The sequence below is a fragment of the Arthrobacter sp. P1_B3 genome, from assembly GCF_056406615.1.
This window is the reverse complement of record NZ_JBFTZV010000005.1, coordinates 444948-466927: the sequence shown is the minus strand read 5'-3', so window position 1 is coordinate 466927 and position 21980 is coordinate 444948. Positions and strand designations below refer to the sequence as shown.

At 66.7% G+C, this 21980-nt stretch carries 23 protein-coding genes; 15 read left to right on the top strand and 8 right to left on the bottom strand.

Annotated elements, in window-relative coordinates:
• Window positions 1-38 precede the first annotated feature (38 nt).
• Both AC1D2F_RS08800 and AC1D2F_RS08795 read left to right on the top strand, forming a co-directional pair.
• Window positions 39-1577 carry an amino acid permease gene (locus AC1D2F_RS08800; protein WP_229992924.1) on the top strand — a complete coding sequence of 513 codons (1539 nt, stop codon included), beginning with the start codon at window positions 39-41 and terminating at the stop codon, window positions 1575-1577.
• Window positions 1574-3298: a flavin monoamine oxidase family protein gene (locus tag AC1D2F_RS08795; protein ID WP_364747196.1), complete on the top strand. Its 1725-nt coding sequence runs from the start codon at window positions 1574-1576 to the stop codon at window positions 3296-3298. Before AC1D2F_RS08800 ends, AC1D2F_RS08795 begins: the two co-directional genes overlap by 4 nt.
• A 61-nt stretch (window positions 3299-3359) precedes the next feature.
• Here the strand turns inward: AC1D2F_RS08795 and AC1D2F_RS08790 are convergent, their stop codons facing one another.
• Window positions 3360-3881: a gamma carbonic anhydrase family protein gene (locus tag AC1D2F_RS08790; protein WP_229992922.1), complete on the bottom strand. Its 522-nt coding sequence runs from the start codon at window positions 3879-3881 to the stop codon at window positions 3360-3362.
• 89 nt (window positions 3882-3970) lie between these two features.
• Between AC1D2F_RS08790 and AC1D2F_RS08785 the strand changes: the two genes are divergently transcribed.
• A complete protein-coding gene (locus AC1D2F_RS08785; RefSeq protein WP_229992921.1) occupies window positions 3971-4474 on the top strand; it encodes a hypothetical protein in 504 nt (167 codons plus the stop codon).
• Window positions 4475-4558: 84 nt separating this feature from the next.
• Here the strand turns inward: AC1D2F_RS08785 and AC1D2F_RS08780 are convergent, their stop codons facing one another.
• Complete coding sequence (locus AC1D2F_RS08780) at window positions 4559-4984, bottom strand: class I SAM-dependent methyltransferase (protein ID WP_476966550.1); 426 nt, start codon at window positions 4982-4984, stop codon at window positions 4559-4561.
• Window positions 4985-5005: 21 nt separating this feature from the next.
• Window positions 5006-5866 carry a formyltetrahydrofolate deformylase gene (gene purU, locus AC1D2F_RS08775; protein ID WP_364747198.1) on the bottom strand — a complete coding sequence of 287 codons (861 nt, stop codon included), beginning with the start codon at window positions 5864-5866 and terminating at the stop codon, window positions 5006-5008.
• Between the two features lie 313 nt (window positions 5867-6179).
• Here purU and glyA point away from each other — a divergent pair, with 313 nt between their 5' ends.
• The 11 genes from glyA (at window position 6180) to AC1D2F_RS08720 (ending at window position 16053) form a co-directional block, all read left to right on the top strand.
• Entirely contained in the window at window positions 6180-7478 is a 1299-nt protein-coding gene (glyA, locus tag AC1D2F_RS08770; RefSeq protein ID WP_290369333.1) for a serine hydroxymethyltransferase, read from the top strand.
• Between the two features lie 3 nt (window positions 7479-7481).
• Window positions 7482-8405, top strand: a complete 924-nt coding sequence (locus AC1D2F_RS08765) for a bifunctional methylenetetrahydrofolate dehydrogenase/methenyltetrahydrofolate cyclohydrolase (RefSeq protein WP_229992918.1) — start codon at window positions 7482-7484, stop codon at window positions 8403-8405.
• Window positions 8406-8585: 180 nt separating this feature from the next.
• Entirely contained in the window at window positions 8586-9533 is a 948-nt protein-coding gene (locus AC1D2F_RS08760) for an ABC transporter ATP-binding protein (RefSeq protein ID WP_229992917.1), read from the top strand.
• A gap of 28 nt (window positions 9534-9561) precedes the next feature.
• A complete protein-coding gene (locus AC1D2F_RS08755) occupies window positions 9562-10425 on the top strand; it encodes an ABC transporter permease (protein ID WP_229992916.1) in 864 nt (287 codons plus the stop codon).
• The gene (locus tag AC1D2F_RS08750) at window positions 10422-11270 is read left to right on the top strand and encodes an ABC transporter permease (RefSeq protein WP_229992915.1); all 849 of its coding nucleotides are present in this window, start codon (window positions 10422-10424) and stop codon (window positions 11268-11270) included. The genes AC1D2F_RS08755 and AC1D2F_RS08750 overlap by 4 nt, the downstream gene beginning before the upstream one ends.
• A 64-nt stretch (window positions 11271-11334) precedes the next feature.
• Window positions 11335-11691, top strand: a complete 357-nt coding sequence (locus tag AC1D2F_RS08745) for a VOC family protein (RefSeq protein WP_229992914.1) — start codon at window positions 11335-11337, stop codon at window positions 11689-11691.
• A 109-nt stretch (window positions 11692-11800) separates the two neighbouring features.
• Window positions 11801-12370 (top strand): hypothetical protein, encoded by a 570-nt coding sequence (locus tag AC1D2F_RS08740; RefSeq protein ID WP_229992913.1) that lies wholly within the window; start codon window positions 11801-11803, stop codon window positions 12368-12370.
• A gap of 10 nt (window positions 12371-12380) precedes the next feature.
• Complete coding sequence (locus AC1D2F_RS08735) at window positions 12381-13214, top strand: exodeoxyribonuclease III (protein WP_229992912.1); 834 nt, start codon at window positions 12381-12383, stop codon at window positions 13212-13214.
• Between the two features lie 17 nt (window positions 13215-13231).
• Complete coding sequence (gene trpS / locus AC1D2F_RS08730; RefSeq protein WP_476966549.1) at window positions 13232-14326, top strand: tryptophan--tRNA ligase; 1095 nt, start codon at window positions 13232-13234, stop codon at window positions 14324-14326.
• A 4-nt stretch (window positions 14327-14330) separates the two neighbouring features.
• Window positions 14331-14942 (top strand): 2'-5' RNA ligase family protein, encoded by a 612-nt coding sequence (locus AC1D2F_RS08725; protein WP_229992910.1) that lies wholly within the window; start codon window positions 14331-14333, stop codon window positions 14940-14942.
• On the top strand, window positions 14887-16053 hold the full coding sequence (locus tag AC1D2F_RS08720) for a YihY/virulence factor BrkB family protein (protein WP_476966562.1): 1167 nt from the start codon (window positions 14887-14889) through the stop codon (window positions 16051-16053). The genes AC1D2F_RS08725 and AC1D2F_RS08720 overlap by 56 nt, the downstream gene beginning before the upstream one ends.
• Here the strand turns inward: AC1D2F_RS08720 and AC1D2F_RS08715 are convergent.
• From AC1D2F_RS08715 to sdhC, 5 genes are all read right to left on the bottom strand, one after another.
• A complete protein-coding gene (locus tag AC1D2F_RS08715; RefSeq protein ID WP_229992909.1) occupies window positions 16016-16780 on the bottom strand; it encodes an alpha/beta hydrolase family protein in 765 nt (254 codons plus the stop codon). The genes AC1D2F_RS08720 and AC1D2F_RS08715 overlap by 38 nt on opposite strands.
• A gap of 116 nt (window positions 16781-16896) precedes the next feature.
• Window positions 16897-17679, bottom strand: a complete 783-nt coding sequence (locus AC1D2F_RS08710) for a succinate dehydrogenase iron-sulfur subunit (RefSeq protein WP_018774751.1) — start codon at window positions 17677-17679, stop codon at window positions 16897-16899.
• 1 nt (window position 17680) lies between these two features.
• Window positions 17681-19480 (bottom strand): succinate dehydrogenase flavoprotein subunit, encoded by a 1800-nt coding sequence (gene sdhA, locus AC1D2F_RS08705; protein WP_229992908.1) that lies wholly within the window; start codon window positions 19478-19480, stop codon window positions 17681-17683.
• Window positions 19481-19661: 181 nt separating this feature from the next.
• On the bottom strand, window positions 19662-20126 hold the full coding sequence (locus AC1D2F_RS08700) for a succinate dehydrogenase hydrophobic membrane anchor subunit (RefSeq protein WP_018774749.1): 465 nt from the start codon (window positions 20124-20126) through the stop codon (window positions 19662-19664).
• 3 nt (window positions 20127-20129) lie between these two features.
• Complete coding sequence (gene sdhC / locus AC1D2F_RS08695) at window positions 20130-20510, bottom strand: succinate dehydrogenase, cytochrome b556 subunit (RefSeq protein ID WP_079553238.1); 381 nt, start codon at window positions 20508-20510, stop codon at window positions 20130-20132.
• Between the two features lie 267 nt (window positions 20511-20777).
• On the opposite strand from sdhC, the gene AC1D2F_RS08690 reads away from it, so the two are divergent.
• Entirely contained in the window at window positions 20778-21911 is a 1134-nt protein-coding gene (locus AC1D2F_RS08690) for a mannose-1-phosphate guanylyltransferase (RefSeq protein WP_229992907.1), read from the top strand.
• Window positions 21912-21980: the final 69 nt, after the last annotated feature.

Here is a 21980-nt window from a genome sequence, read left to right as displayed (position 1 = left end):
GGGGAAACCGACCACTACTGAAGATAAGGACGTCAACGATGACTGTGCCAACTCTGATCGGGGAACGCCCGCCGGCCGCCGCCGGCCGTCCCGGGCTCGCCACCCAGCTCCTGCGCCGCAAGCCGATCGGGCAGCTGGTCAGCGAGGCCGAAACCGGGCACGGCGGCACGCAGCTGGTCCGCAGCTTCGGCGTGCTGCAGCTGACCATGATCAGCGTCGGCGCCACGCTTGGCACCGGCATCCTGGTGATCCTGGGCGAATCGGTGCCGCTCGCCGGCCCGGCCATCTGGATCTCCTTTGCCATTGCCGGACTCGCAGCCCTGCTCTCCGCCGTGTCCTATGCGGAGATGGCCGGCCTGGTGCCCGCCGCCGGTTCCAGCTACTCCTACACCTACGCCACCATGGGCGAGGGCATGGCCTGGATCTGCGGCTGGTGCCTGGTCCTGGAATACGCCGTCTCCGTGGCCGCCGTCGCGGTCGGCGCGGGCCAGTACGTCAACGAGGCCCTGGCGGTCTTCGGTCTGGCGCTCCCGGACGCCATGTCGCAGCCGCCGGGAGCCGGCGGGGTGTTGAATGTGCCCGCGATCGTCATTGTGGTCCTGGCCATGATGCTGTTGATCCGCGGTGCCAAGGAGAGCGCCTGGATCAACACGGCGATCGTCCTGGTCAAGGTCGGCATTCTGCTGTTCTTCTGCGCCGTGGCCTTCACCGCCTTCAACGGCGGACACTTCGAACCCCTCATGCCGATGGGCGCCGCCGGCGTCTCGGCCGCGGCCTCCAGGGTCTTCTTCTCCTACATCGGCTTCGACGCCGCCTCCACGGCTGGCGAGGAAGCCCGCAACCCCAAGCGCGATCTCCCGCGGGCCATCCTGCTCTCCATGCTGATCGTCACCAGCATCTACGTGCTCGTCGCCGTCGCCGCCATCGGCGCCCGCCCCTGGGGCTGGTTCGACGGCACCGAAGCCGCCCTCGTGAAGATCCTCGAGGAAATCACCGGCCAGCCGTGGGTTGGCGTGGTGTTCGCCGTCGGCGCCGTGCTTGCCATCGCCAGCATCGTGCTGACCGTCCTCTACGGGCAGACCCGGATCCTGCTCTCGATGTCGCGGGACGGCCTGGTCCCCAGGGTCTTCGGCCGGGTCTCGGCCCGGACGGGCACACCGGTTGCCGGAACCCTGATTGTGGGCACCGCCGTCGCACTGACTGCCGGCCTGGTGCCGCTGGGTGCCCTCGCGGACGCCACCAGCATCGGCACCCTGTTCGCGTTCGCCCTGGTCAACGTGGCAGTCATCTACCTGCGGCGGACCCGGCCGGAGCTCACGCGCAGCTTCCGCGTCCCGCTCTTTCCGCTGACGCCGATTCTGGGCGCCCTCATGTGCGCCTACCTCATGGCCAACCTCGGCGCCGGGACCTGGGTGGTCTTCGGTGTTTGGATGCTCGTGGGCCTGGCCGCCTACTTCGGCTATGGCCGGAAGAACTCAAGGGTGGCCGCCCTGAGCCACGAGGAATACCGTGAACTATCAAGCCGCCAACCCGCCACCACCACCACAACCCAGGAACTGAAGGCAGAAATCTCATGACCACCGCCACCGAACTGCCGGCCCCCGAACCGGCTTTCACCCCGGCAGACAGCCTGGCCGGCCACCGTCCGGTCGAGGCGCCCATCACCATGCTGAATCCGGATTTCCCGTTCAGCTACGACCACTACCTCGCCCACCCCGACGGCCTGGGGTCGCTGCCGCCCGAACTCTACGGGACGGAGGTCGCCGTCGTCGGTGCCGGCCTGTCGGGGCTGGTGACCGCCTATGAACTCATGAAGCTGGGCCTGCGGCCGGTGGTCTACGAGGCCGACAGGATCGGTGGCCGGCTGAGGACCGCCAGCTTCCCGTCCGCGCCGGGCATCGTGGCGGACCTCGGCGGCATGCGTTTCCCGGTCTCCGGCAAGGCCTTCCATCACTATGTGGACCTGCTCGGACTCGAGACCCAGGAGTTCCCCAACCCGCTGGCACCGGCCACCTCCAGCACGGTGATCGAGCTCGCGGGCGAGAAGCACTACGCCGAGACCGCGGCGGACCTGCCCCCGTTCTTCCTCGAGGTGGCGGACGCGTGGAAGGCGGCCGTGAACGATGGCGCCCGGTTCGCCGAGATGCAGGAGGCCATCCGGGCCCGGGACACCGCCCGGATCAAGGAACTGTGGAACGCGCTGCTCCCGGAGCTGGACGAGCAGACGTTCTATGGCTTCATCGCCGGCAGCGACTCCTTCAAGGAGGCCGGCTTCGCCCACCGCGAGGCGTTCGGACAGGTTGGCTTCGGCACCGGCGGCTGGGACACCGACTTCCCCAACTCCATCCTCGAAATCCTCCGGGTCGTCTACACCGACGCCGATGACCAGCACCGGCTCATCGCCGGCGGCGCGCAGCGGCTCCCCGAGGCGCTGTGGGAGCACACGCCGTCGGGCATGGCCCACTGGCCTGACGGCACGTCCCTGGCATCCCTGCACGCGGGTGCGCCGCGGGGCGCCGTGGAGCGCATCGCCCGCGACGGCAGCGGAGACTTCCGGATCCGCGAACGCTGGGGACGCGAATCCGCCTACCCGGCGGTGGTGACCACATGCCAGTCCTGGCTGCTGTCGACACGGATCCACACCGACGAAACCCTGTTCCCCGCCGAGCTGTGGACGGCGATCGAACGCTCGCACTACATGCAGTCCTCCAAGACTTTCGTCATGGTGGACCGGCCGTTCTGGAAGGACATCGACCCTGCAACGGGCCGCGAGGTCCTGTCCATGACGCTGACCGACCGGCTGAACCGAGCCACGTACCTGCTGGACAACGGCCCGGACAAGCCCGCCGTAATCCTGCTGTCTTACACGTGGAACGACGACGCGCTGAAGTGGCTCTCGCTCGACGCGGACGAGCGGGCGGAGCTCATGCTGCACTCGCTGGAGCAGATCTACCCCGGCGTCGACATCGCCAGCCACATCGTGGGCCAGCCGATCACCGTCTCGTGGGAGGCCGACCCCAACTTCATGGGCGCCTTCAAAGCCAACCTGCCGGGGCACTACCGCTACCAGCAGCGGCTGTTCACCCACTTCAAGCAGGACGCGCTGCCCGACGAACAGCGCGGGATCTTCCTCGCCGGCGACGACGTTTCGTTCACCGCCGGCTGGGCCGAGGGCGCCGTCACCACCGGCCTGAACGCGGTCTGGGGTGTGGTCAACCACCTCGGCGGCCGGACCCCGACGGGGAACCCCGGACCGGGCGAGCTGCTGTCCGAGCTGGGCCCGATCGCGCTGGACTGAGCACCGCGACCGGGGGGCTGAGCGGCCGGGTCGGTCAGATTGGACCGCTCAGTCCGCTATCTCAGGCGCCGTGCAGTTCGCGGTGCGCGCGTGCCAGTTCCTGGTAGTGGGCGGCGTTGTGCTGGACGCCCGCGAACTCCTCGTCGCTGAGCTCGCGCCGGACTTTGGCCGGAACTCCGGCTACGAGCGAGCGGGGCGGGATGACAGTGCCCTCCAGCACCACGGCACCGGCGGCGATGAGGGAGCCGGCGCCGATCACCGCCCCGTTGAGGATGGTGGCGCTCATGCCGATCAGGCAGTCGTCCTCGACGGTGCAGCCGTGGACCACGGCGCTGTGGCCGACGCTGACCCGAGCGCCGACGGTGCAGGGGAAGCCGGGGTCGGCGTGCAGCACCACGTTGTCCTGCAGATTGCTGCCGGCGCCCACGGTGATGGCGGCGGTGTCGGCGCGGACACAGACGCCGTAGAAGGCGCTCGAGTTCTCGGCCAGGGCGGCGTTGCCGATCACGGACGCCGTGGGGGCGATGAAGGCGGAGTCATGGACGGCCGGAGCGGTGCCGGCGAATGCGTAGAGGGGAGCCATGCCACCAGCCTAGGACATGAGCCTCTTGCGGGCGGGGCGGCGCTGAGTAGGATCGGGGCCATTCCCACGCCCTACTGGAGGTGGCCGAAATGTTCCTGCAGCTGATGAAACGCTTGGGGGAGGCCGAAACTCTTGACCCGGCCGTCCGGACCGCGGAGCCGCTGGCTTCCCGGCTTATCGCCGACGCCCGGCTCCGGAGCTTCTTTCACGGTGATGCCACCGGCATCCCGCCGCACGTCATCCTCACCCGCGTGCCCTTGGGTGCATGGTTCATGGCGATGTTCCTGGACCTCTTCCCGGACGATGGCTCGCGTCTGGCGGCCCGGCGGCTGGTGGGCCTCGGCGTCGTCGCCGCGGCCCCGGCGGGGCTCAGCGGCTGGGCGGAGTGGGCGCGGGCCGACCACACCACGCGCCGCATCGGCGTCGTCCATGCCGGCGCCAATCTCGTCGCGACGCTGATCTTCCTGGCGTCCTGGCATGCCCGGCGCCGGGAGCGGCACCGTCTCGGCGTCGCTCTGGCCCGGGTGGGCGCCATCCTGCTGGTTGTTGGCGGCTTCCTGGGCGGCTACATGCGCAGCGTCCAGCGTCCCTGAGCCCAGACGAGGCCGTTGCGCTATCAGATGTGGTCCTTACGGGGCGCTGAGAACCACCACAAGTGATAGCGCAACGGGTGTTTTTCAGGCGGGGGAGCGGAGGACCGTGAAGCCCTCACCGCGGCTGCCGCCCTCGCGGCGCGGGTCGGGGACGGGGAGCACGACGGCGATCGGCGCGCCCGGTTCCGCCACCCGGCCAAGTTCGCGGACGACGTCGTCCCACTCCTCCGGGGCCAGGCCCGCCAAAGCGTCCACCGCCCACACCGAGGAAAACGCGGCATCGGCGAACGGCAGCGATGCCGGGCCCGCCACGGAGGCCTCCAGCCCGTGAGCCCGGGCGATGTGGATGTTCTCCTCGGACCGGTCGACGCCGGTGAAATGGATGCCGGACTGCACAAAATGCAGCCCGTCGGTGCCCGGGCCGCAATCCAGCCCCAGCACTGCGTGCCTGCCCTCGTTCTTCAACAGCGCCACGAACGATTCGAGCCGGTCCCTGCGGGTGGGTTCCATAGCTCTAGTGAAGAACCGGTTTCAGTTAAAGACAACCGTCCGGTTGCCGTCGAGCAGGACGCGGTGCTCGGCATGCCACTGCACGGCCTGGGCGAGGGTGCGGCCCTCCACGTCGCGGCCCATCTGGACGAACTGTTCCGCGGTGCGCCGGTGGTCCACCCGGATCACTTCCTGCTCGATGATCGGTCCCTCGTCCAGGGCGGCCGTGACGTAGTGTGCCGTGGCGCCGATGAGCTTCACTCCGCGGGCATGCGCCTGGTGGTAGGGCCTGGCGCCCTTGAAGGAGGGCAGGAACGAGTGATGGATGTTGATGGCCTTGCCCGTGAGCTCGGTGCAGAGCTCGTCAGAGATGATCTGCATATACCGGGCGAGGACGGTGAGTTCGACGTCGTGCTCCTTCATCAGGAGCCGGAGGGCGTCCTCGGCCTGGACCTTGGTGTCCGCGGTGACGGGGATGTGGTGGAACGGGATGCCGTAGAACTCCGCCAAACCCTCAAGGTCGCGGTGGTTGGACACGATGGCCGGAATCTCGATCGGCAGGGTGCCGGAGCGCTGCAGGAACAACAGGTCATTCAGGCAGTGGGCTGACGTGCTGGCCATCAGCAGGGTGCGGACCTTCCGGCCGGCGGGGTTGAGGCTCCACTGCATCCCGAAGGCCTGCGCCACGGGCTCAAGTGCCGCCTGCAGCTCCGCCTGGGCCGCCGCCGTCGTCGCCTCCACCCGCATGAAGAAGGTGCCCGTGCCCTGGCTGCCGTACTGCTGGGAGTCGGTAATATTGCAGCCCGCCACCAGCAGGGCTCCGGCGACGGCATGCACGATGCCTGGCCGGTCAGGGCACGACAGGGTCAGGATGTAGGAGGCAGTCAGGTTCTCGTCAGTCACGAAGACCAGCCTACCTTCGCTTCAAGGGCAGTTTTGAAAGGGTTTTGGTAGTGTTAACCCGTCGCAACTGGCGTTGGATGGCTAACCATCAGGGAGCGGCACTCACGAAGACCACGGATCGTACGCCTGGGCCGAGGGTCATGTCTTACCGGTCGGCAGCATCACCGCTGCCGTACCGTTGCTGGCGCCCGCACGGGGTGCTAACCGCCGCTGCCGCGGTCCGCTGTCAAGGGGCCCGTAATCATAGGGCGGCGCAACGGGCCAGCCGGTAGCCTGACCAATAGCCGTACCCGTTGCCTACCAGGAGTTCCTCGTGACTACTACCACCGCCACCTCAGCCGCCGTGAGCAACCAGCCGCTGGCCGAACTCGACCCGGAAATCGCCGCCGTACTTGCCCAGGAACTTGGCCGCCAGCGCGGCACCCTGGAAATGATCGCCTCCGAGAACTTCGCCCCGCGCGCCGTGATGGAAGCGCAGGGCTCCGTCCTGACCAACAAGTACGCCGAGGGCTACCCGGGACGCCGCTACTACGGCGGCTGTGAGTACGTCGACGTCGCCGAGCAGCTCGCGATCGACCGCGTCAAGGAACTCTTTGGCGCCGAATACGCCAACGTGCAGCCGCACTCGGGCGCGCAGGCCAACGCCGCAGCGCTCGCCGCCATGATCACCCCGGGCGACAAGATCCTGGGCCTCTCCCTGGCCCACGGCGGGCACCTCACCCACGGCATGAAGCTGAACTTCTCCGGCAAGCTCTACAACGTGGCCGCCTACCAGGTCGAGGAAGACAACTTCCGGATCGACATGGACAAGCTGCGCGAACAGGCCATCGCCGAAAAGCCCCAGGTGATCATCGCCGGCTGGTCCGCCTACCCGCGGCACCTCGATTTCGCTGCCTTCCGCTCGATCGCCGACGAGGTCGGTGCCCTGCTCTGGACCGACATGGCGCACTTCGCCGGCCTCGTCGCCGCCGGACTGCACCCGAGCCCGGTCCCGTACTCCGACGTCGTGACCTCCACGGTGCACAAGACGCTGTCCGGCCCGCGCTCCGGTGTGATCCTGGCCAAGCAGGAATGGGCCAAGAAGCTTAATTCCGCGGTGTTCCCCGGCCAGCAGGGCGGCCCGCTCATGCACGTGATCGCCGCGAAGGCCGTGGCCTTCAAGATCGCCGGCACGGAGGAATTCAAGGAGCGCCAGGAACGCGTGCTCGAAGGCGCCAAGATCATCGCCGAGCGCCTCGGCCAGGCCGACGTCGCCGACGCCGGCGTCTCGGTCCTGACCGGCGGCACCGACGTGCACCTGGTCCTGGTGGACCTGCGCAACTCCCAGCTGGACGGCCAGCAGGCCGAGGACCTCCTGCACTCGGTGGGCATCACCGTCAACCGCAACGCCGTGCCGTTCGATCCCCGCCCGCCGATGGTCACCTCCGGCCTGCGCATCGGCACCCCGGCCCTGGCCACCCGCGGCTTCGGCGCCGAGGAGTTCACCGAGGTCGCCGACATCATCGCCACCGCGCTGAAGTCCGGCGCTGCCACGGAGATCGAGTCCCTGCAGGCCCGCGTGGACAAGCTCGCCGCCGACTTCCCGCTGTACCCGCAGCACGAGCAGTGGTAGTCCATGACTTCTACTAAGACTGCAAGAACAGCGCAGATCCTTGACGGCACGGCTACCGCCGCCGCCATCAAGGCCGAGCTGAGCGGGCGCGTGGCCGCACTCAAGGCCAAGGGCATCACTCCCGGACTGGGCACCATCCTGGTGGGCTCCGACCCCGGCAGTACCTGGTATGTCGGCGGAAAGCACAAGGACTGCGCCGAGGTGGGCATCACGTCCATCCGCCGCGACCTGCCGGAAGAGACGACGCAGGACGAACTCCTGGCCGTGGTCCGCGAGCTCAACGAGAACCCGGAATGCACCGGCTACATCGTCCAGCTGCCGCTGCCCAAGCACATCGACCAGGACGTCATCCTGGAGGCCATGGATCCCGAGAAGGACGCCGACGGCCTGCACCCGATGAACCTGGGCCGGCTCGTGGCCAACGTCAGCGGACCCATGAAATCCCCGCTGCCCTGCACGCCCAAGGGCTGCGTGGAGCTGCTGACCCGGCACGGGATCGACCTGAACGGCAAGCGCGTCCTCGTGGTGGGCCGCGGCGTCACCATCGGCCGCCCGGTGGGTCTGCTGCTGACCCGCAAGGACGTCAATGCCACGGTCATCCTGGCCCACACCGGAACGGTGGACCTGCCGGCGGAACTGCGGCAGGCCGACGTCGTGATCGCCGCCGCCGGGCAACCGCACATGATCAAGGCCGGGGACCTCAAGCCCGGCGCGATCGTGCTCGACGTCGGCGTCAGCCGGGTCGACGACGGCAACGGCAAGGCCGTGGTCACCGGCGACGTGGACCCCGCTGCGGCCGACGTCGCCGCATGGCTCTCGCCGAACCCCGGGGGAGTGGGCCCTATGACCCGCGCCATGCTGCTCGCCAACGTGGTGGAGACCGCGGAACGCCACTTGGCACAGGAAAGCCACTCCGGGCTCGCCTGAGGCTGCGGTGGTTGGGCCGGGCTCCGGCAGGCCCAACCACCGCAGGATTGCGCACGTTTCACCGCCGGCGGGCATAACGGAACGGATACGTCAGGAGTTTTTACGAAAAGACTCTTTCATAGTTTGCGGGGATCCACTACCGTAGTGCGGGTGTCCGAACTTGCCTCTAAAGAATCACGCGTGAGCAGCCCCTCTGGCGCCGCTCCGCAGTACGTCATCACCGCCGAGAACCTCACCAAACGCTACGGTGACGTCACCGCCGTCGACGGCATCTCCTTCCGCGTCCCCGCCGGGGAAGCCTTCGGCCTGCTGGGCCCCAACGGTGCCGGCAAGTCCACCACGATGAAGATGATCGGCGGGGTCTCGCAGCGCACTTCCGGCAGCCTGAGCATCATGGGCCTGGACCCCGAACAGCACGGGCCGGAAGTCCGCGCGCACCTGGGCGTAGTGCCGCAGCAGGACAACCTGGACGAGGAACTGAAAGTCCGGGACAACCTGCTGGTGTACGGCCGCTATTTCGGCCTGCCCATGAGCTACCTCAAACCCAAGGCCGACGAGCTGCTCGAATTCGCCCAGCTCACCGACAAGGCCAAGTCCAAGGTGGACGCCCTGTCCGGCGGCATGAAGCGCCGCCTGACGATCGCCCGCTCCCTGATCAACGAGCCCCGGATCCTGCTGCTGGACGAGCCGACGACCGGCCTGGACCCGCAGGCGCGGCACATCCTCTGGGACCGCCTGTTCCGGCTCAAGGAACAGGGAGTCACCCTGATCCTCACGACGCACTACATGGACGAGGCCGAGCAGCTGTGCGACCGCCTGATCGTGGTGGACAAGGGCAAGATCATGGCCGAAGGATCCCCGGCCAGCCTGATCCGGGAATATTCCACCCGGGAGGTCCTTGAACTGCGCTTCGGCTCGGAGCGCAATGCGAGCGTCGGCGCGGAGCTCGAAGGCATCGGCGAACGCCTCGAGACCCTGCCGGACCGGGTGCTCATCTACGCCCACGACGGCGAGGCCGCCCTGGAGCAGGTCTCCGCCCGGGGCCTGCGTCCCGTCACGTCGCTGGTCCGCCGCTCCTCGCTCGAAGACGTCTTCCTGCGCCTGACCGGCAGGAGCCTAGTTGACTAAGAAAGCAGAGTTGACTAAGAAAGCAGAGTTGACTAGGGCAATACAGGCGGGTACGACGGCGGCGGCGCCGGCCCTGCGCGCGCACTCCCCGGAAGTCTCGGCCGCCCGCGCCCGCCGCTGGGGCGCCTTCTTCTACGCCGAGCAGGTCCTCCGCGTCATGAAGGGCTACGGCTGGACCATCGTCATGTACGGCGTGGGCCAGCCGGTGGCCTACCTGTTCGCGATGGGCGTTGGCCTGGCCACGCTGGTCGAGACCAACGGCGCCGCCGTCTTCGGCGGGGTCAGCTACCTGACGTTCATCGCGCCGGCCCTGCTGATCTCGGCCGCCGTCATGACGGCGGCCAACGAGTTCACGTTCCCGGTGATGGACGGCTTCAAATGGCGGCGCGTCTACTACGGCCCGCACGCCTCGCCGCTGACGCCGGAACAGATCGCCGGCGGCCAGGTCATCGCCGTCACCGTCCGCTTCCTGCTGCAGTCGGCCATCTACTTCGCCGTCGTCGCGCTGTTCGGCGCCTCACCCGGCGCCTGGGGCTGGGTTTCGATCCTCATCGCCACGCTCGCCGGCCTGTCCTTCGGCCTGCCGCTCATGGCCTACGCGGCCACCATCAAGGAAGACCGGGGCCAGTTCGCCATGGTCATGCGGTTCATTGTCATGCCGCTGTTCCTGTTCTCCGGCACGTTCTTCCCGCTGGACACGCTCCCGCTCGGCGTCCGCTGGATCGGCTGGATCTCACCGATCTGGCACGGAACGGAACTTGGCCGCGTGGTCAGCTACGGGTACGAGGAAGAGCCGTGGCTCACCGTCGTCCACCTTGTCTTCCTGCTGGGCCTGGCGGCTGCCGGCTGGGTCCTGACCAAACACCAGTTCGCCAAAAGGATGGCCTCATGAGCGTCCTGACCGGAAGTTTCAACGCAGGGGAGAGCAGCGTCACGGAAGCCGCACGCCGCCGGCACTTCGGGCCCATCTACTCCCGCAACGTCCGCGCCGTCGTCGCCCGCGGGCTCATGGCCACCAAGAGCAGCAACTGGATGGTCATGGTCTCCGGGTTCTTCGAACCTGTGCTGTACCTGATTTCGATGGGCGTGGGTCTGGGCGCCATTGTCGGTTCCGTCCAGGGCCCGGGTGGGCAGGAGATCAGCTACGCCGCGTACATCGCGCCGGCCCTGCTGGCAGTGTCCGCCATGAACGGCGCCGTCTATGACTCCACCTGGAACGTCTTCTTCAAGATGAACTTCGCCAAGCTCTACCAGGGCATGCTCTACACCTCGCTGGGGCCGCTGGATGTCGCCATGGGCGAAATCTTCCTGGCCCTGCTGCGCGGGGCCATGTACGCCACCGGTTTCACCGCAGTGATGGGCGTGATGGGCCTCATCACCACTGCATGGGCCGTCCTGATGATCCCGGCCTCGGTGCTGATCGCCTTCGGCTTCGCGAGCTTCGGCATGGGGATCACGAGCTTCATGAAGACCTTCCAGCAGATGGACTGGATCAACTTCGTGATGCTGCCGATGTTCCTCTTCAGCGCCACGTTCTACCCGCTCAGCGTCTACCCGCAGTCCATCCAGTGGCTCATCCAGGCCATGCCTCTCTGGCACGGCGTGGAACTGCTGCGCCAGATCAGCGTGGGGGTGTTCACCCCGGCCACCGCGGTGCACATCGGCTACTACCTCGTCATGATTGCCCTCGGCGTCCTGCTCACCACGAGCCGCCTGCGCAAGCTGTTCCTCAAATGAGGCCATAAAACCAGGCCATGAAACGCGGGCCACGGCCCGCACGTTCCCCGGATAAGGAGACCCCATGATCGGAAAATGGCAGGCACTCGTGATCGACTGCGAGGACCCGGACAAGCTCGCCGACTTCTACCAGGAGCTCCTGGGCATGATCCGGGTGCAGGAGGAAGAGGAGTTTATTTCGATCGGCGACGCCGCCGACCGTCCCGCCGTCGCCTTCCAGCGTGTGGACCGGCTGGTCCGGCCGCAGTGGCCGGACCCCGAGCATCCCCAGCAGATGCACGTGGACGTGATAGTCGGTGACCTCGACGCCGGCGAGGCGGAAGTCCTCCGGCTCGGGGCCACGCGCCAGACGGGCGGCGGCAAGACCTTCCGGGTCTACACGGATCCCAGCGGCCACCCGTTCTGCCTCGTCCTGACCTAAAAGCTGGTCCTGACCTAAAAGTACCCGTCCTGACCTAGGCAGTCTGGTGCGGCGTTCGCCCGGGGTGGAAGCGCAGCGGCCGGCCGGCCCCGTTTGCGATAATGGGCTCATGCAATCTCTGGGTAGCTCCGCGTCCACGTCCAACGACACCACGGCCAAAGGCCGGTTCTCCATGCTCCGCATCAGCGGGCCGGGGCTGCTGGTCTTCATCATCGCGTTCGTGGTGGCCGTGATCTTCGCGGCCAACCAGAACGACGTCGTGGGATGGATCGTGGCGATCATCGCCGGCTTCTGGCTGGCGCTGGCCTCCTTCGTGGTGTTCAGCATCCAGAAGGCCGCCAAGAAGGCCGGGGCCAGGCTGAACGAGGCCCAGAACGCCTTCAACGCCGCGGCCGGGCGGCCGCCGGCGGCGGGCAGCGCTGACCACGGCGGCACCCGCGTGGTCAGCGAAAGTCGCGCATCGGACGGCGTCCGCGACATGAAGCTCGACCACTCCTTCAAGATCGTCCAGGTCCAGGTCCGCGTCATCGAACAGGAGCGCGCGAAGGGCGACGCCGCGGACCGCGACACGATCAACCGTGCCCTGGAGACCATCGAGATCACCGCCACCAACGCGCGGGACATGATCAAATCCCCGGGCGGCGACGACGCACCCGTTAGCGGAACCATCATCGACTAGAGTGGATCGGGTGAGCTCGGCATTGAAGAAGGACCACCTTCGCATCGCGTCAGTCAACGTCAACGGCCTGCGTGCCGCCTACAAGAAGGGCATGGCGGAGTGGCTTGAACCGCGCGAGGTGGACATTCTGTGCCTCCAGGAGGTCCGCGCGCCCGATGCGATCGTCGAGGAACTGCTCGGCGAGGGCTGGTACATCCTCCACGCCGAAGCCGAGGCCAAGGGCCGGGCCGGCGTTGCCATCGCCTCGCGCGAAGAGCCCCTTGCCACCCGGGTCGGGATCGGCGATGACTTCTTCGCCACCACCGGGCGCTGGGTCGAAGCGGACTACACCGTGCGGGATGCGGCCGGGCAGGCCTCACAGCTGACCGTCGTCAGCGCCTACGTGCACTCGGGCGAGGCCGGCACTCCCAAGCAGGATGACAAGTTCCGCTTCCTCGACGTCATGACCACCCGGCTGCCCGAACTGGCCAAACACAGTGACCACGCCCTGGTGGTGGGCGACCTCAACGTCGGCCACACGGAGCTGGACATCAGGAACTGGAAGGGCAACGTCAAACGTGCCGGCTTCCTGCCGGAGGAAAGGGCCTATTTTGACCGCTTCTTCGGCGAAGAAATCGGCTGGAAGGATGTTCACAGGGGCCTGGCGGGTAACGTCGACGGCCCCTACACATGGTGGTCGCAACGTGGCCAGGCCTTCGACAACGACACCGGCTGGCGCATCGATTACCACATGGCCACGCCCGATCTCGCTGCTGCCGCAGTGTCAGCCGTAGTTGACCGGGCCGCGACCTGGGACACACGCTTCTCCGACCATGCCCCGCTGGTAGTGGACTACCGGCTCTAGTCTTAAGGCTTCCACGAATGACCACCTCTTCAACCGTGACCGACACCGGCCTCGCCCCTGACGCCGCGAAACCCGCCCCGGCGGCCACCGCGGCCCGGCACCGCATCCTTTCCGGCATGCAGCCCTCCGCCGACTCCCTGCACCTGGGCAACTACCTCGGTGCCCTCGTCAACTGGGTCCGGATGCAGGACGAGTACGACGCCGTCTTCTTCATCCCTGACCTGCACGCGATCACCGTTCCGCAGGATCCGGCCGAGCTGGCCCACCGCACGCGGGTCACAGCCGCGCAGTACATTGCCGGCGGCGTGGATGTCGAGAAGTGCACGCTGTTCGTTCAGTCCCAGGTGCCGGAGCACGCCCAGCTTGCCTGGGTGCTGAACTGCATCACTGGTTTCGGCGAGGCGTCCCGGATGACCCAGTTCAAGGACAAGGCCTACAAACAGGGTTCAGACCACGCCAGCGTCGGACTGTTCACCTACCCCATCCTTCAGGCCGCGGACATCCTCCTGTACCAGCCGCACGGTGTCCCCGTGGGAGAGGACCAGCGTCAGCACGTGGAACTGAGCCGTGACCTCGCCCAGCGGTTCAACTCCCGCTTTGGCCACACGTTCACGGTGCCGCAGCCCTTCATCCAGAAGGAATCGGCGAAGATCTACGATCTGCAGCAACCCAGGGCCAAGATGTCCAAATCGGCGGATTCGCCGGCGGGCCTGATCAACCTGCTGGACGATCCAAAGGTCACCGCCAAGCGGATCAAGTCCGCTGTTACGGATGCGGAGACGGAAATCCGGTTCGACCGTGAGGCGAAGCCGGGCGTGTCCAACCTGCTGACCATCTACTCGGCGATCACCGGTCAAAGCGTTGATGCCCTCGTCACCGCGTACGAGGGCAAGATGTACGGACACCTCAAGGCGGACCTCGCCGAGGTGGTCACGGAGCACCTGACTCCGATCCGGAACCGTGCCAAGGAGCTGCTGGACGATCCCGCGGAGCTGGACCGGCTCCTTGCCCTCGGTGCCGACAAGGCCCGGGAGATTGCCTCGATCACTCTCCGCGACGTCTACGCCAAGGTGGGTTTCCTGCCTTACGCCGGCGCCCAGGGAGTCCGCTAGGTCAATGTCCTCCGTCAGCAAAGTCACCGCGAAAGCCGCCACGTCGAACGGACAGCGCAGCGAAGGCATCAGCATCGGTGTGATCCTGAGGTTCCCGGCGGACATCGCTGAGGAGCTCCAGCGCTGGCGGGCATCGTTCGGGGACCCGATGGCCGCCGTCGTCCCCGCCCACATCACGCTGGTCACCACCACCATGACGCAGGACTGGGACGCGACCCAACGCCATGTCCGGGACGTGGCGCGCCGGCAGGAGCCTTTCATGGTGACCATCGCGGGGACCGGGTCTTTCCGGCCGGTGTCCCCGGTGGTCTTCCTGAACGTCGAGGACGGCTTCGGGGACTGCGTGAACCTGCACCGCCAGCTGCAGTCCGGCCCGCTGGAGCGGGAACTGCCGTTCGGCTACCATCCGCACGTCACCGTGGCCCACGACGTTGCCCCGGAAAGCCTCGATGAGGCCGAAACAGTCCTCAAGGATTACAGGGCCACGTTCCCTGTGGCTAGCATGGGACTTTACGAGCACGACGACAACGGCATCTGGCAGCTACGGGAAGAGCTTGACTTTGGGACCAAACCTGACCACGACAGAGGCCCGGACGGCACCGCAGACGCCCGATAAGCCGCCGCTTCCCACCGATCTGGCCGGGCTGAAACTGGAAGTCATCCGCAAGAGGGTCGAATGGGGCAGGGTTCGGCGCTCCGGCGGCGGGACGATTGCGTCCCTGACGGCGATGATGATGTGGCTCCTGGCCAAGTTCAACATGCTGCTGCCAATGCGCGCTTACTTGCACTACCTCCGCCAGCGCGGCCCGCTGTTGAGTGCCGGCATCGGGTTCCGGATGTTTTTCTCCATCACAGGCCTGTTGGCCACCGGCCTGTCCCTGGCCGGCCTCGTGCTCAGCGATCATCCGGCCCTGCTGGACCAGGTCATCAAGAGTGTGGCCGCCGCCGCGCCGGGCCTGCTGCAGGTCGACGGCAGCGAGGGGCTGGTTGATCCCCAGGAGCTGCTGAACCCCACCAGCCTGGGCTGGGCCGCCGGGATCGCCGCCGTGGTGACGGTGTTCACGTCCCTGGGCTGGATCAGCGGCATCCGCGACGGTATGCGGAGCATGATGCAGCTCGGCCCCCTGGTGATGAATCCGATCCTGCAGATACTCAAGGACGTCGGCACGCTGCTGCTGATGGGGGTGGCCCTGGTGGTCAGCTCCGCAGCCTCGCTGATCTTCGGCACGGCCGCCGGATGGGTGACCGAGCAGCTGGGCCTCGATCCGATAGTGGCCGGGCCGCTGACGACCTCCGTCACTATCCTCGTGCCGCTGCTGCTCGGCTGGGGCACCGCCCTGATCATGTACCGGGTGGCTGCGGGGCTGAAGCCGGCCCGGCGCTCACTGCTCGAAGGGACCACTCTCGCCGCGGTGGGCACCACAATTCTGATGATCTTCAGCACCCAGCTGCTGGCCAGCGCGGGCAAGAACCCCATCCTGGCGCCCTTCGCCATCATCATCGGCCTGCTGATCTGGTTCAACCTGGTCAGCCAGGTTTACGTGATCTGCGCCGCGTGGGTGGCGATCCGGGAGGAAGACCTCAAGACGGAGCCCGCCACCGCGACCACCGGCTGGGGCGCCCGGCGGGTCCAGCCGGGCAAGACGCCGGTGGAGCACCGGGCCCGCCGGAGGTCGCTGTCCGCCGCGTTCAGGCGTCGAGGTATTGGTCGGCCCACGCCGAAATAATCTTTGCCGCACGGGCCGCCTGGCCCTTGCCCGTCAGCAGGTGGTCGCTGCCCTCCAGCGAGACGAAGCTGCGCGGGTGGCGTGCCGTCTGGAAGATGGTGCTGGCGTTTTCGATCCCCACCGTGTTGTCGGTGGGGGAGTGCAGCACCATGAGCGGCTTGTGCAGCTGCCGGATGCAGTCCGTCAGATCCGCATTTTCGAGGTCTTCGACAAAGTGCCGGCGGATCTCCACCCGCTTGCCGCCGAGGTCCACCTCGGCGCTTCCCTCGCTCAGGATCCGGTCCAGCGCCGCGTCAAAGACGTGCGCCACGTGCTTGGGGGAGAAGGGTGCCCCCACCGTGGCCACGGCCTTGAGCTCCGGGATCTGCCGTGCGGCGGACAGGACGGCCGCGCCGCCGAACGAGTGGCCCACGAGCAAGGACACCCGCCGTTCCGAGTCCCGCATGAATTCGGCGGCCTTGACGGTATCGGCCACCTTGTGGCTGAAGGACCCCTCCGACCACATTCCCGCGGACTCGCCGAGGCCCAGGTTGTCGAACCGGAGCATGCCCACGCCGTTGTCCGCCAGGGCCTTGCACATGCGGGAGGCCGAGGGACTGTCCTTGCCCAGGGTAAAGCCGTGCGAGAACACGCCCCAGCCCTTCACCGGGCCTTCGGGCAAGTCCACAACGCCGGAGAGCAGTTCGCCGGTGGAACCCTGGAAAGAGACTTTTTCTGAGCGGGACACGGTGTCCCCTTTCATGTGAGCGGGTAGACGACGACGGCGCCCCCACCCGTGAGGTGAGAGGCGCCGTCGTCGTTTTTCTCTTGGTGCTGACTCTGTAGGTTCTGGCGAACCGGTCGTTAGATCTTGCGGGAGAGGATGGCCTGCTTGACCTCGGCGATTGCCTGCGTGACCTGGATGCCGCGGGGGCATGCTTCGGTGCAGTTGAAGGTGGTGCGGCAGCGCCACACGCCTTCCTTGTCGTTGAGGATCTCCAGGCGCATGTCGCCGGCGTCATCGCGGGAATCGAAGATGAAGCGGTGCGCGTTGACGATCGCGGCCGGGCCGAAGTACTGGCCGTCGGTCCAGAACACCGGGCAGGACGAGGTGCACGCGGCGCACAGGATGCACTTGGTGGTGTCGTCGAACCGCTCGCGGTCCTCGGCGGACTGCAGGCGTTCCTTGGTGGGCTCGTGGCCGCGGTTGATCAGGAAGGGCATGACTTCGCGGAAGGACTGGAAGAACGGCTCCATGTCCACGATCAGGTCCTTCTCCACCGGCAGGCCCTTGATCGGCTCGACCGTGATGGGCTTGGACGTGTCCAGGTCCTTCAGCAGGGTCTTGCAGGCGAGGCGGTTGCGGCCGTTGATACGCATGGCATCGGAGCCGCAGACGCCGTGGGCGCAGGAGCGGCGGAAGGAGACGCTGCCGTCCATCTCCCACTTGATCTTGTGCAGGGCGTCCAGGACACGGTCGGTGCCGTACATGGTGACCTTGAAGTCATCCCACGTGGCGTCCTCGGAGACCTCGGGGTTGTAGCGGCGCACGCGCAGCGTGACGTCGAAGGACGGGATCTCCCCGCCACCGCCGACGCCGGCGGGCAGTTCGATCTTGGATGCTGGCTCAGCGAGTTCAGCGCTCATCTTAGTACTTCCTCACCATCGGCTCGTAGCGCGTAAAGACCACCGGTTTGGTGGCAAGCCGGATGCCGGCAATCGCCTCGGCGGAACCATCCGCCGGGGCGTGCTCATCCTTGTACGCCATGGAGTGCTTCATGAATTTTTCGTCGTCGCGCTCGGGGAAGTCCTCGCGGAAGTGGCCGCCGCGGGATTCCTCGCGGTGCAGGGCCGCCACGGTCATGACCTTGGCGAGCTCCAGCAGGAAGCCCAGCTCCACGGCCTCGAGCAGGTCCAGGTTGAAGCGCTTGCCCTTGTCCTGGACGCTGATGCGCTGGTACCGCTCCTCGAAGGAGGCAATGTCCTTCAGGACCTGGTTCAGCGTGTCCGCGGTGCGGAACACCTGCATGTTGGCGTCCATGGTGTCCTGCAGTTCCTTGCGGATCGCAGCGACCTTCTCGGTGCCGTCGGAGGTGCGGACGTGATCCAGCAGGTTCAGCGTGTAGGCCTCCGGGTCAGCGGGGAGTTCCACGAAGTCGGCGGTCTTGGCGTATTCGGCCGCGGCGATGCCGGCGCGCTTGCCGAACACGTTGATGTCCAGCAGCGAGTTGGTGCCCAGGCGGTTGGAGCCGTGGACGGAGACGCAGGCAACCTCGCCGGCGGCGTAGAGGCCCGGGACCACCGTGTCGTTGTCCTGGAGGACCTCGGCGGTGATGTTGGTGGGGATGCCGCCCATGGCGTAGTGCGCCGTCGGGAACACCGGAACCGGCTCCGTGTACGGCTCCACACCCAGGTAGGTGCGGGCGAACTCGGTGATGTCCGGCAGCTTGGCATCGATGTGCGCAGGCTCAAGGTGCGTCAGGTCCAGGAGGACGTAGTCCTTGTTCGGGCCGCAGCCGCGTCCCTCACGGACTTCGTTGGCCATGGAGCGGGCCACGATGTCGCGCGGGGCGAGGTCCTTGATGGTGGGTGCGTAGCGCTCCATGAAGCGTTCACCCTCGGAGTTGCGCAGAATGGCGCCTTCGCCGCGGGCGGCCTCGGAGAGCAGGATGCCCAGGCCGGCCAGGCCTGTCGGGTGGAACTGGAAGAACTCCATGTCCTCCAGCGGGATGCCGCGGCGGAACGCGATGCCCATGCCGTCACCGGTGAGGGTGTGGGCGTTGGACGTGGTCTTGAAGACCTTGCCGGCGCCGCCGGAGGCGAACACCACGGACTTGGCCTGGAAGACGTGCAGTTCGCCGGAGGCGAGGTCGTAGGACACGACGCCGGCAACGCGCTTCTGCTTGTACGGCGTGCCGTCCTCGCGGACAGCGTCCTCTTCGACGGTCAGCAGGTCCAGGACGTAGTACTCGTTGTAGAACTCGACGTTGTGCTTGACGCAGTTCTGGTACAGGGTCTGCAGGATCATGTGGCCGGTGCGGTCGGCGGCGTAGCAGGCGCGGCGGACCGGTGCCTTGCCGTGATCGCGGGTGTGGCCACCGAAACGGCGCTGGTCAATGCGGCCCTCGGGCGTGCGGTTGAACGGCAGGCCCATCTTTTCCAGGTCCAGGACGGCGTCGATCGCTTCCTTCGCCATGACCTCGGCAGCGTCCTGGTCAACCAGGTAGTCGCCGCCCTTGATGGTGTCGAAGGTGTGCCACTCCCAGTTGTCTTCCTCGACGTTGGCCAGGGCCGCACACATGCCGCCCTGCGCCGCGCCGGTGTGGGACCGGGTGGGGTAGAGCTTGGTCAATACTGCTGTTCGGGCGCGCTGACCTGATTCGATCGCCGCGCGCATCCCGGCGCCACCGGCACCGACGATCACGACGTCGTACTTATGGACCTGCATACCAGACGCTCTTTCTCTCAAAATTCGCTATAACCCACCGGCGGGCCGTGCCTGCCCGGTGGATTCTCGTGCAATCTGCGCCTGCGCTTGGCAGGCAAGATCAGTTGCCGTGAGGGACCGCAAGTTCTTACCCGTTGGGACAGCGGTCCGCGGCGGTTCCCCGCCGTTACGGCGTTTGCCGTTATGGCGCCGGGCAGAAGCCGCCGGGAAGCTGGACGCCGTTGGCCACGGGGCACGGATCGAACGTGAAGATGACCAGGGTGCCCAGGATGATGATGACCGTGGTGGCCGCGTAGAGCACAATCTTCAGCCAGAGGCGCGTGGCGTCCTTCTCGGCGTAGTCATTGATGATCGTGCGGACGCCGTTGGTGCCGTGCAGCATGGCGAGCCACAGCATGGCCAGGTCCCAGAACTGCCAGAACGGGTCGGCCCACTTGCCGGCCACAAAGCCGAAGTCGATCGCGTGGATGCCCTCGCCGACCAGCAGGTTGACGGTCAGGTGGCCGAAGATCAGCACCACCAGCACAACGCCGGAGAGGCGCATGAAGAGCCAGGCGAGCATCTCGAAGTTGCCCTTGGAACCGCCGGTCCGGCGGTACTTGGGCTGGATCTTTCCGCTGCGCGGACTCTGAATGGTTGCAGTCATGGCTTAGTGACCTCCAAGGGCGAGGGACAGGTGGCGGATGGAGAAGCCGACCATGACGACGACCCAGAGGCCCAGGACCGTCCAGAGCATCTGACGCTGGTACTTGGCACCCTTCTTCCAGAAGTCGACGGCGATGATGCGCAGGCCGTTGAAGGCGTGGAACACGATCGCCGCGACAAGGCCCGTTTCACCCAGGGCCATGAGGGGGTTCTTGTAGGCACCAATCACGGCGGTGTAGGCCTCGGGGGACACACGCACCAATGAGGTGTCCAGCACGTGGACCAACAAGAAGAAGAAAATCACTACACCTGTAATGCGGTGTCCAACCCAGGACCACATGCCTTCACGGCCGCGGTACAAGGTGCCAGCTGGTTTTGTCGGCACTGAATAAACCTCCCTGCAACACAGCGGCGCTGGCATGGGATCCACGCGGGGGGAACGCCTGCTGCGAGAGCACTCGTAAGCTCAAGCCTAAATCTAGGCTTCGCTCACAGCTTATTCAATTTAGGAACCCCTTGTTGACAGGCCCCGGCGCTGTTTTGCGTTGGTTTTGAGACGAACGCCACATTTGGCCATGGTCACGGGGGCTGGAAGGGCGTGATCCCGGCCCAATCTGGGGCGATTTGGCCGCTGTCGGCTAAAGTAGCGGTGATGACTACAGACAAAGTGACAAGCCAGGATTCACCGTTGGACCGTTTTATTGCGGTTATTCCGGCGGGCGGGGTGGGGACCCGTCTCTGGCCCCTGTCGCGGGCAGCAGCCCCGAAATTCCTTCACGACCTGACCGGTTCGGGCAGCACCTTGCTGCGCGCGACCTATGACCGCCTCCAGCCCGTCGCCGGCAAGCACGTGCTGGTGGTGACCGGCGCCGCCCACAGGGCAGCCGTCTGCCGCCAGCTGCCCGAGGTCCTGGACTCCAACCTTGTCCTGGAAAGCGAACCCAAGGACTCCGGTGCCGCGATCGGCCTCGCCGCGGCCATCCTGCATGAGCGGGACCCGGACATCATCATGGGTTCGTTCGCTGCGGACCAGGTCATCAGCCCCGATGACCTCTTCCAGGACGCCGTCCGTGAGGCCGTCTACACCGCCGCCGCGGGAAAGATCGTCACCATCGGCATCAAGCCGACCCATCCCTCCACCGGATTCGGCTACATCCGCTCCGGCGCGAACCTCAACATCCCGGACGCTCCCAGCGCGCAGTCAGTGGTGGAGTTCGTGGAGAAGCCCAGCGAGGAAGTGGCCCAGCAGTACGTCGACAGCGGGGAATATGTCTGGAACGCGGGCATGTTCGTGGCGCCGGTCTCGCTGATGCTCAAGCACCTCGAGGCCAACCAGCCCGAGCTCTTCGCCGGACTCCAGGAAATCGCCAAGGCCTGGGACACCCCGGAGCGCGACGCCGTCACGGCCCGGGTGTGGCCCACCCTGCCCAAGATCGCCATTGACTACGCCGTCGCCGAACCGGCCGCCGCCGCCGGTGACGTCGCCGTGGTGCCCGGAACGTTCCTCTGGGACGACGTCGGAGACTTCGCCTCCGTAGGCCGGCTCAACAGCGCCAAGGAAGTCGACGAGGTCACGGTACTGGGCGAGGGCGCACGCGTTTTCACCGAGAACGCCAGTGGCGTGGTGGTCTCCGATACCAAGCGCGTCATCGCGTTGATCGGCATCAAGGACGTCGTGATCGTTGACACCCCGGATGCCCTGCTGGTCACCACGAAGGAACACTCGCAGCGGGTCAAGCAGGCCGTGGATGCCATCAAGGCAAAGGGCGACACCGACGTCCTGTAGGCAGATTGGAGCGGGTCAGGGGTTGAGCAAATGTTCAGCAATCCGTAACGCGCCGTACCCGATGCCGCT

Bases quoted from the DNA above. Each gene is read 5' to 3' on its own strand.
- sdhA (WP_229992908.1), bottom strand. From the start codon at position 19,480: ATGCAGGTCCATAAGTACGACGTCGTGATCGTCGGTGCCGGTGGCGCC.
- AC1D2F_RS08780 (WP_476966550.1), bottom strand. From the start codon at position 4,984: ATGGAACCCACCCGCAGGGACCGGCTCGAATCGTTCGTGGCGCTGTTG.
- AC1D2F_RS08745 (WP_229992914.1), top strand. From the start codon at position 11,335: ATGATCGGAAAATGGCAGGCACTCGTGATCGACTGCGAGGACCCGGAC.
- AC1D2F_RS08690 (WP_229992907.1), top strand. From the start codon at position 20,778: ATGACTACAGACAAAGTGACAAGCCAGGATTCACCGTTGGACCGTTTT.
- AC1D2F_RS08795 (WP_364747196.1), top strand. From the start codon at position 1,574: ATGACCACCGCCACCGAACTGCCGGCCCCCGAACCGGCTTTCACCCCG.
- AC1D2F_RS08700 (WP_018774749.1), bottom strand. From the start codon at position 20,126: ATGACTGCAACCATTCAGAGTCCGCGCAGCGGAAAGATCCAGCCCAAG.
- AC1D2F_RS08740 (WP_229992913.1), top strand. From the start codon at position 11,801: ATGCAATCTCTGGGTAGCTCCGCGTCCACGTCCAACGACACCACGGCC.
- AC1D2F_RS08800 (WP_229992924.1), top strand. From the start codon at position 39: ATGACTGTGCCAACTCTGATCGGGGAACGCCCGCCGGCCGCCGCCGGC.
- AC1D2F_RS08750 (WP_229992915.1), top strand. From the start codon at position 10,422: ATGAGCGTCCTGACCGGAAGTTTCAACGCAGGGGAGAGCAGCGTCACG.
- AC1D2F_RS08765 (WP_229992918.1), top strand. From the start codon at position 7,482: ATGACTTCTACTAAGACTGCAAGAACAGCGCAGATCCTTGACGGCACG.
- trpS (WP_476966549.1), top strand. From the start codon at position 13,232: ATGACCACCTCTTCAACCGTGACCGACACCGGCCTCGCCCCTGACGCC.
- AC1D2F_RS08710 (WP_018774751.1), bottom strand. From the start codon at position 17,679: ATGAGCGCTGAACTCGCTGAGCCAGCATCCAAGATCGAACTGCCCGCC.
- AC1D2F_RS08725 (WP_229992910.1), top strand. From the start codon at position 14,331: ATGTCCTCCGTCAGCAAAGTCACCGCGAAAGCCGCCACGTCGAACGGA.
- AC1D2F_RS08790 (WP_229992922.1), bottom strand. From the start codon at position 3,881: ATGGCTCCCCTCTACGCATTCGCCGGCACCGCTCCGGCCGTCCATGAC.
- AC1D2F_RS08785 (WP_229992921.1), top strand. From the start codon at position 3,971: ATGTTCCTGCAGCTGATGAAACGCTTGGGGGAGGCCGAAACTCTTGAC.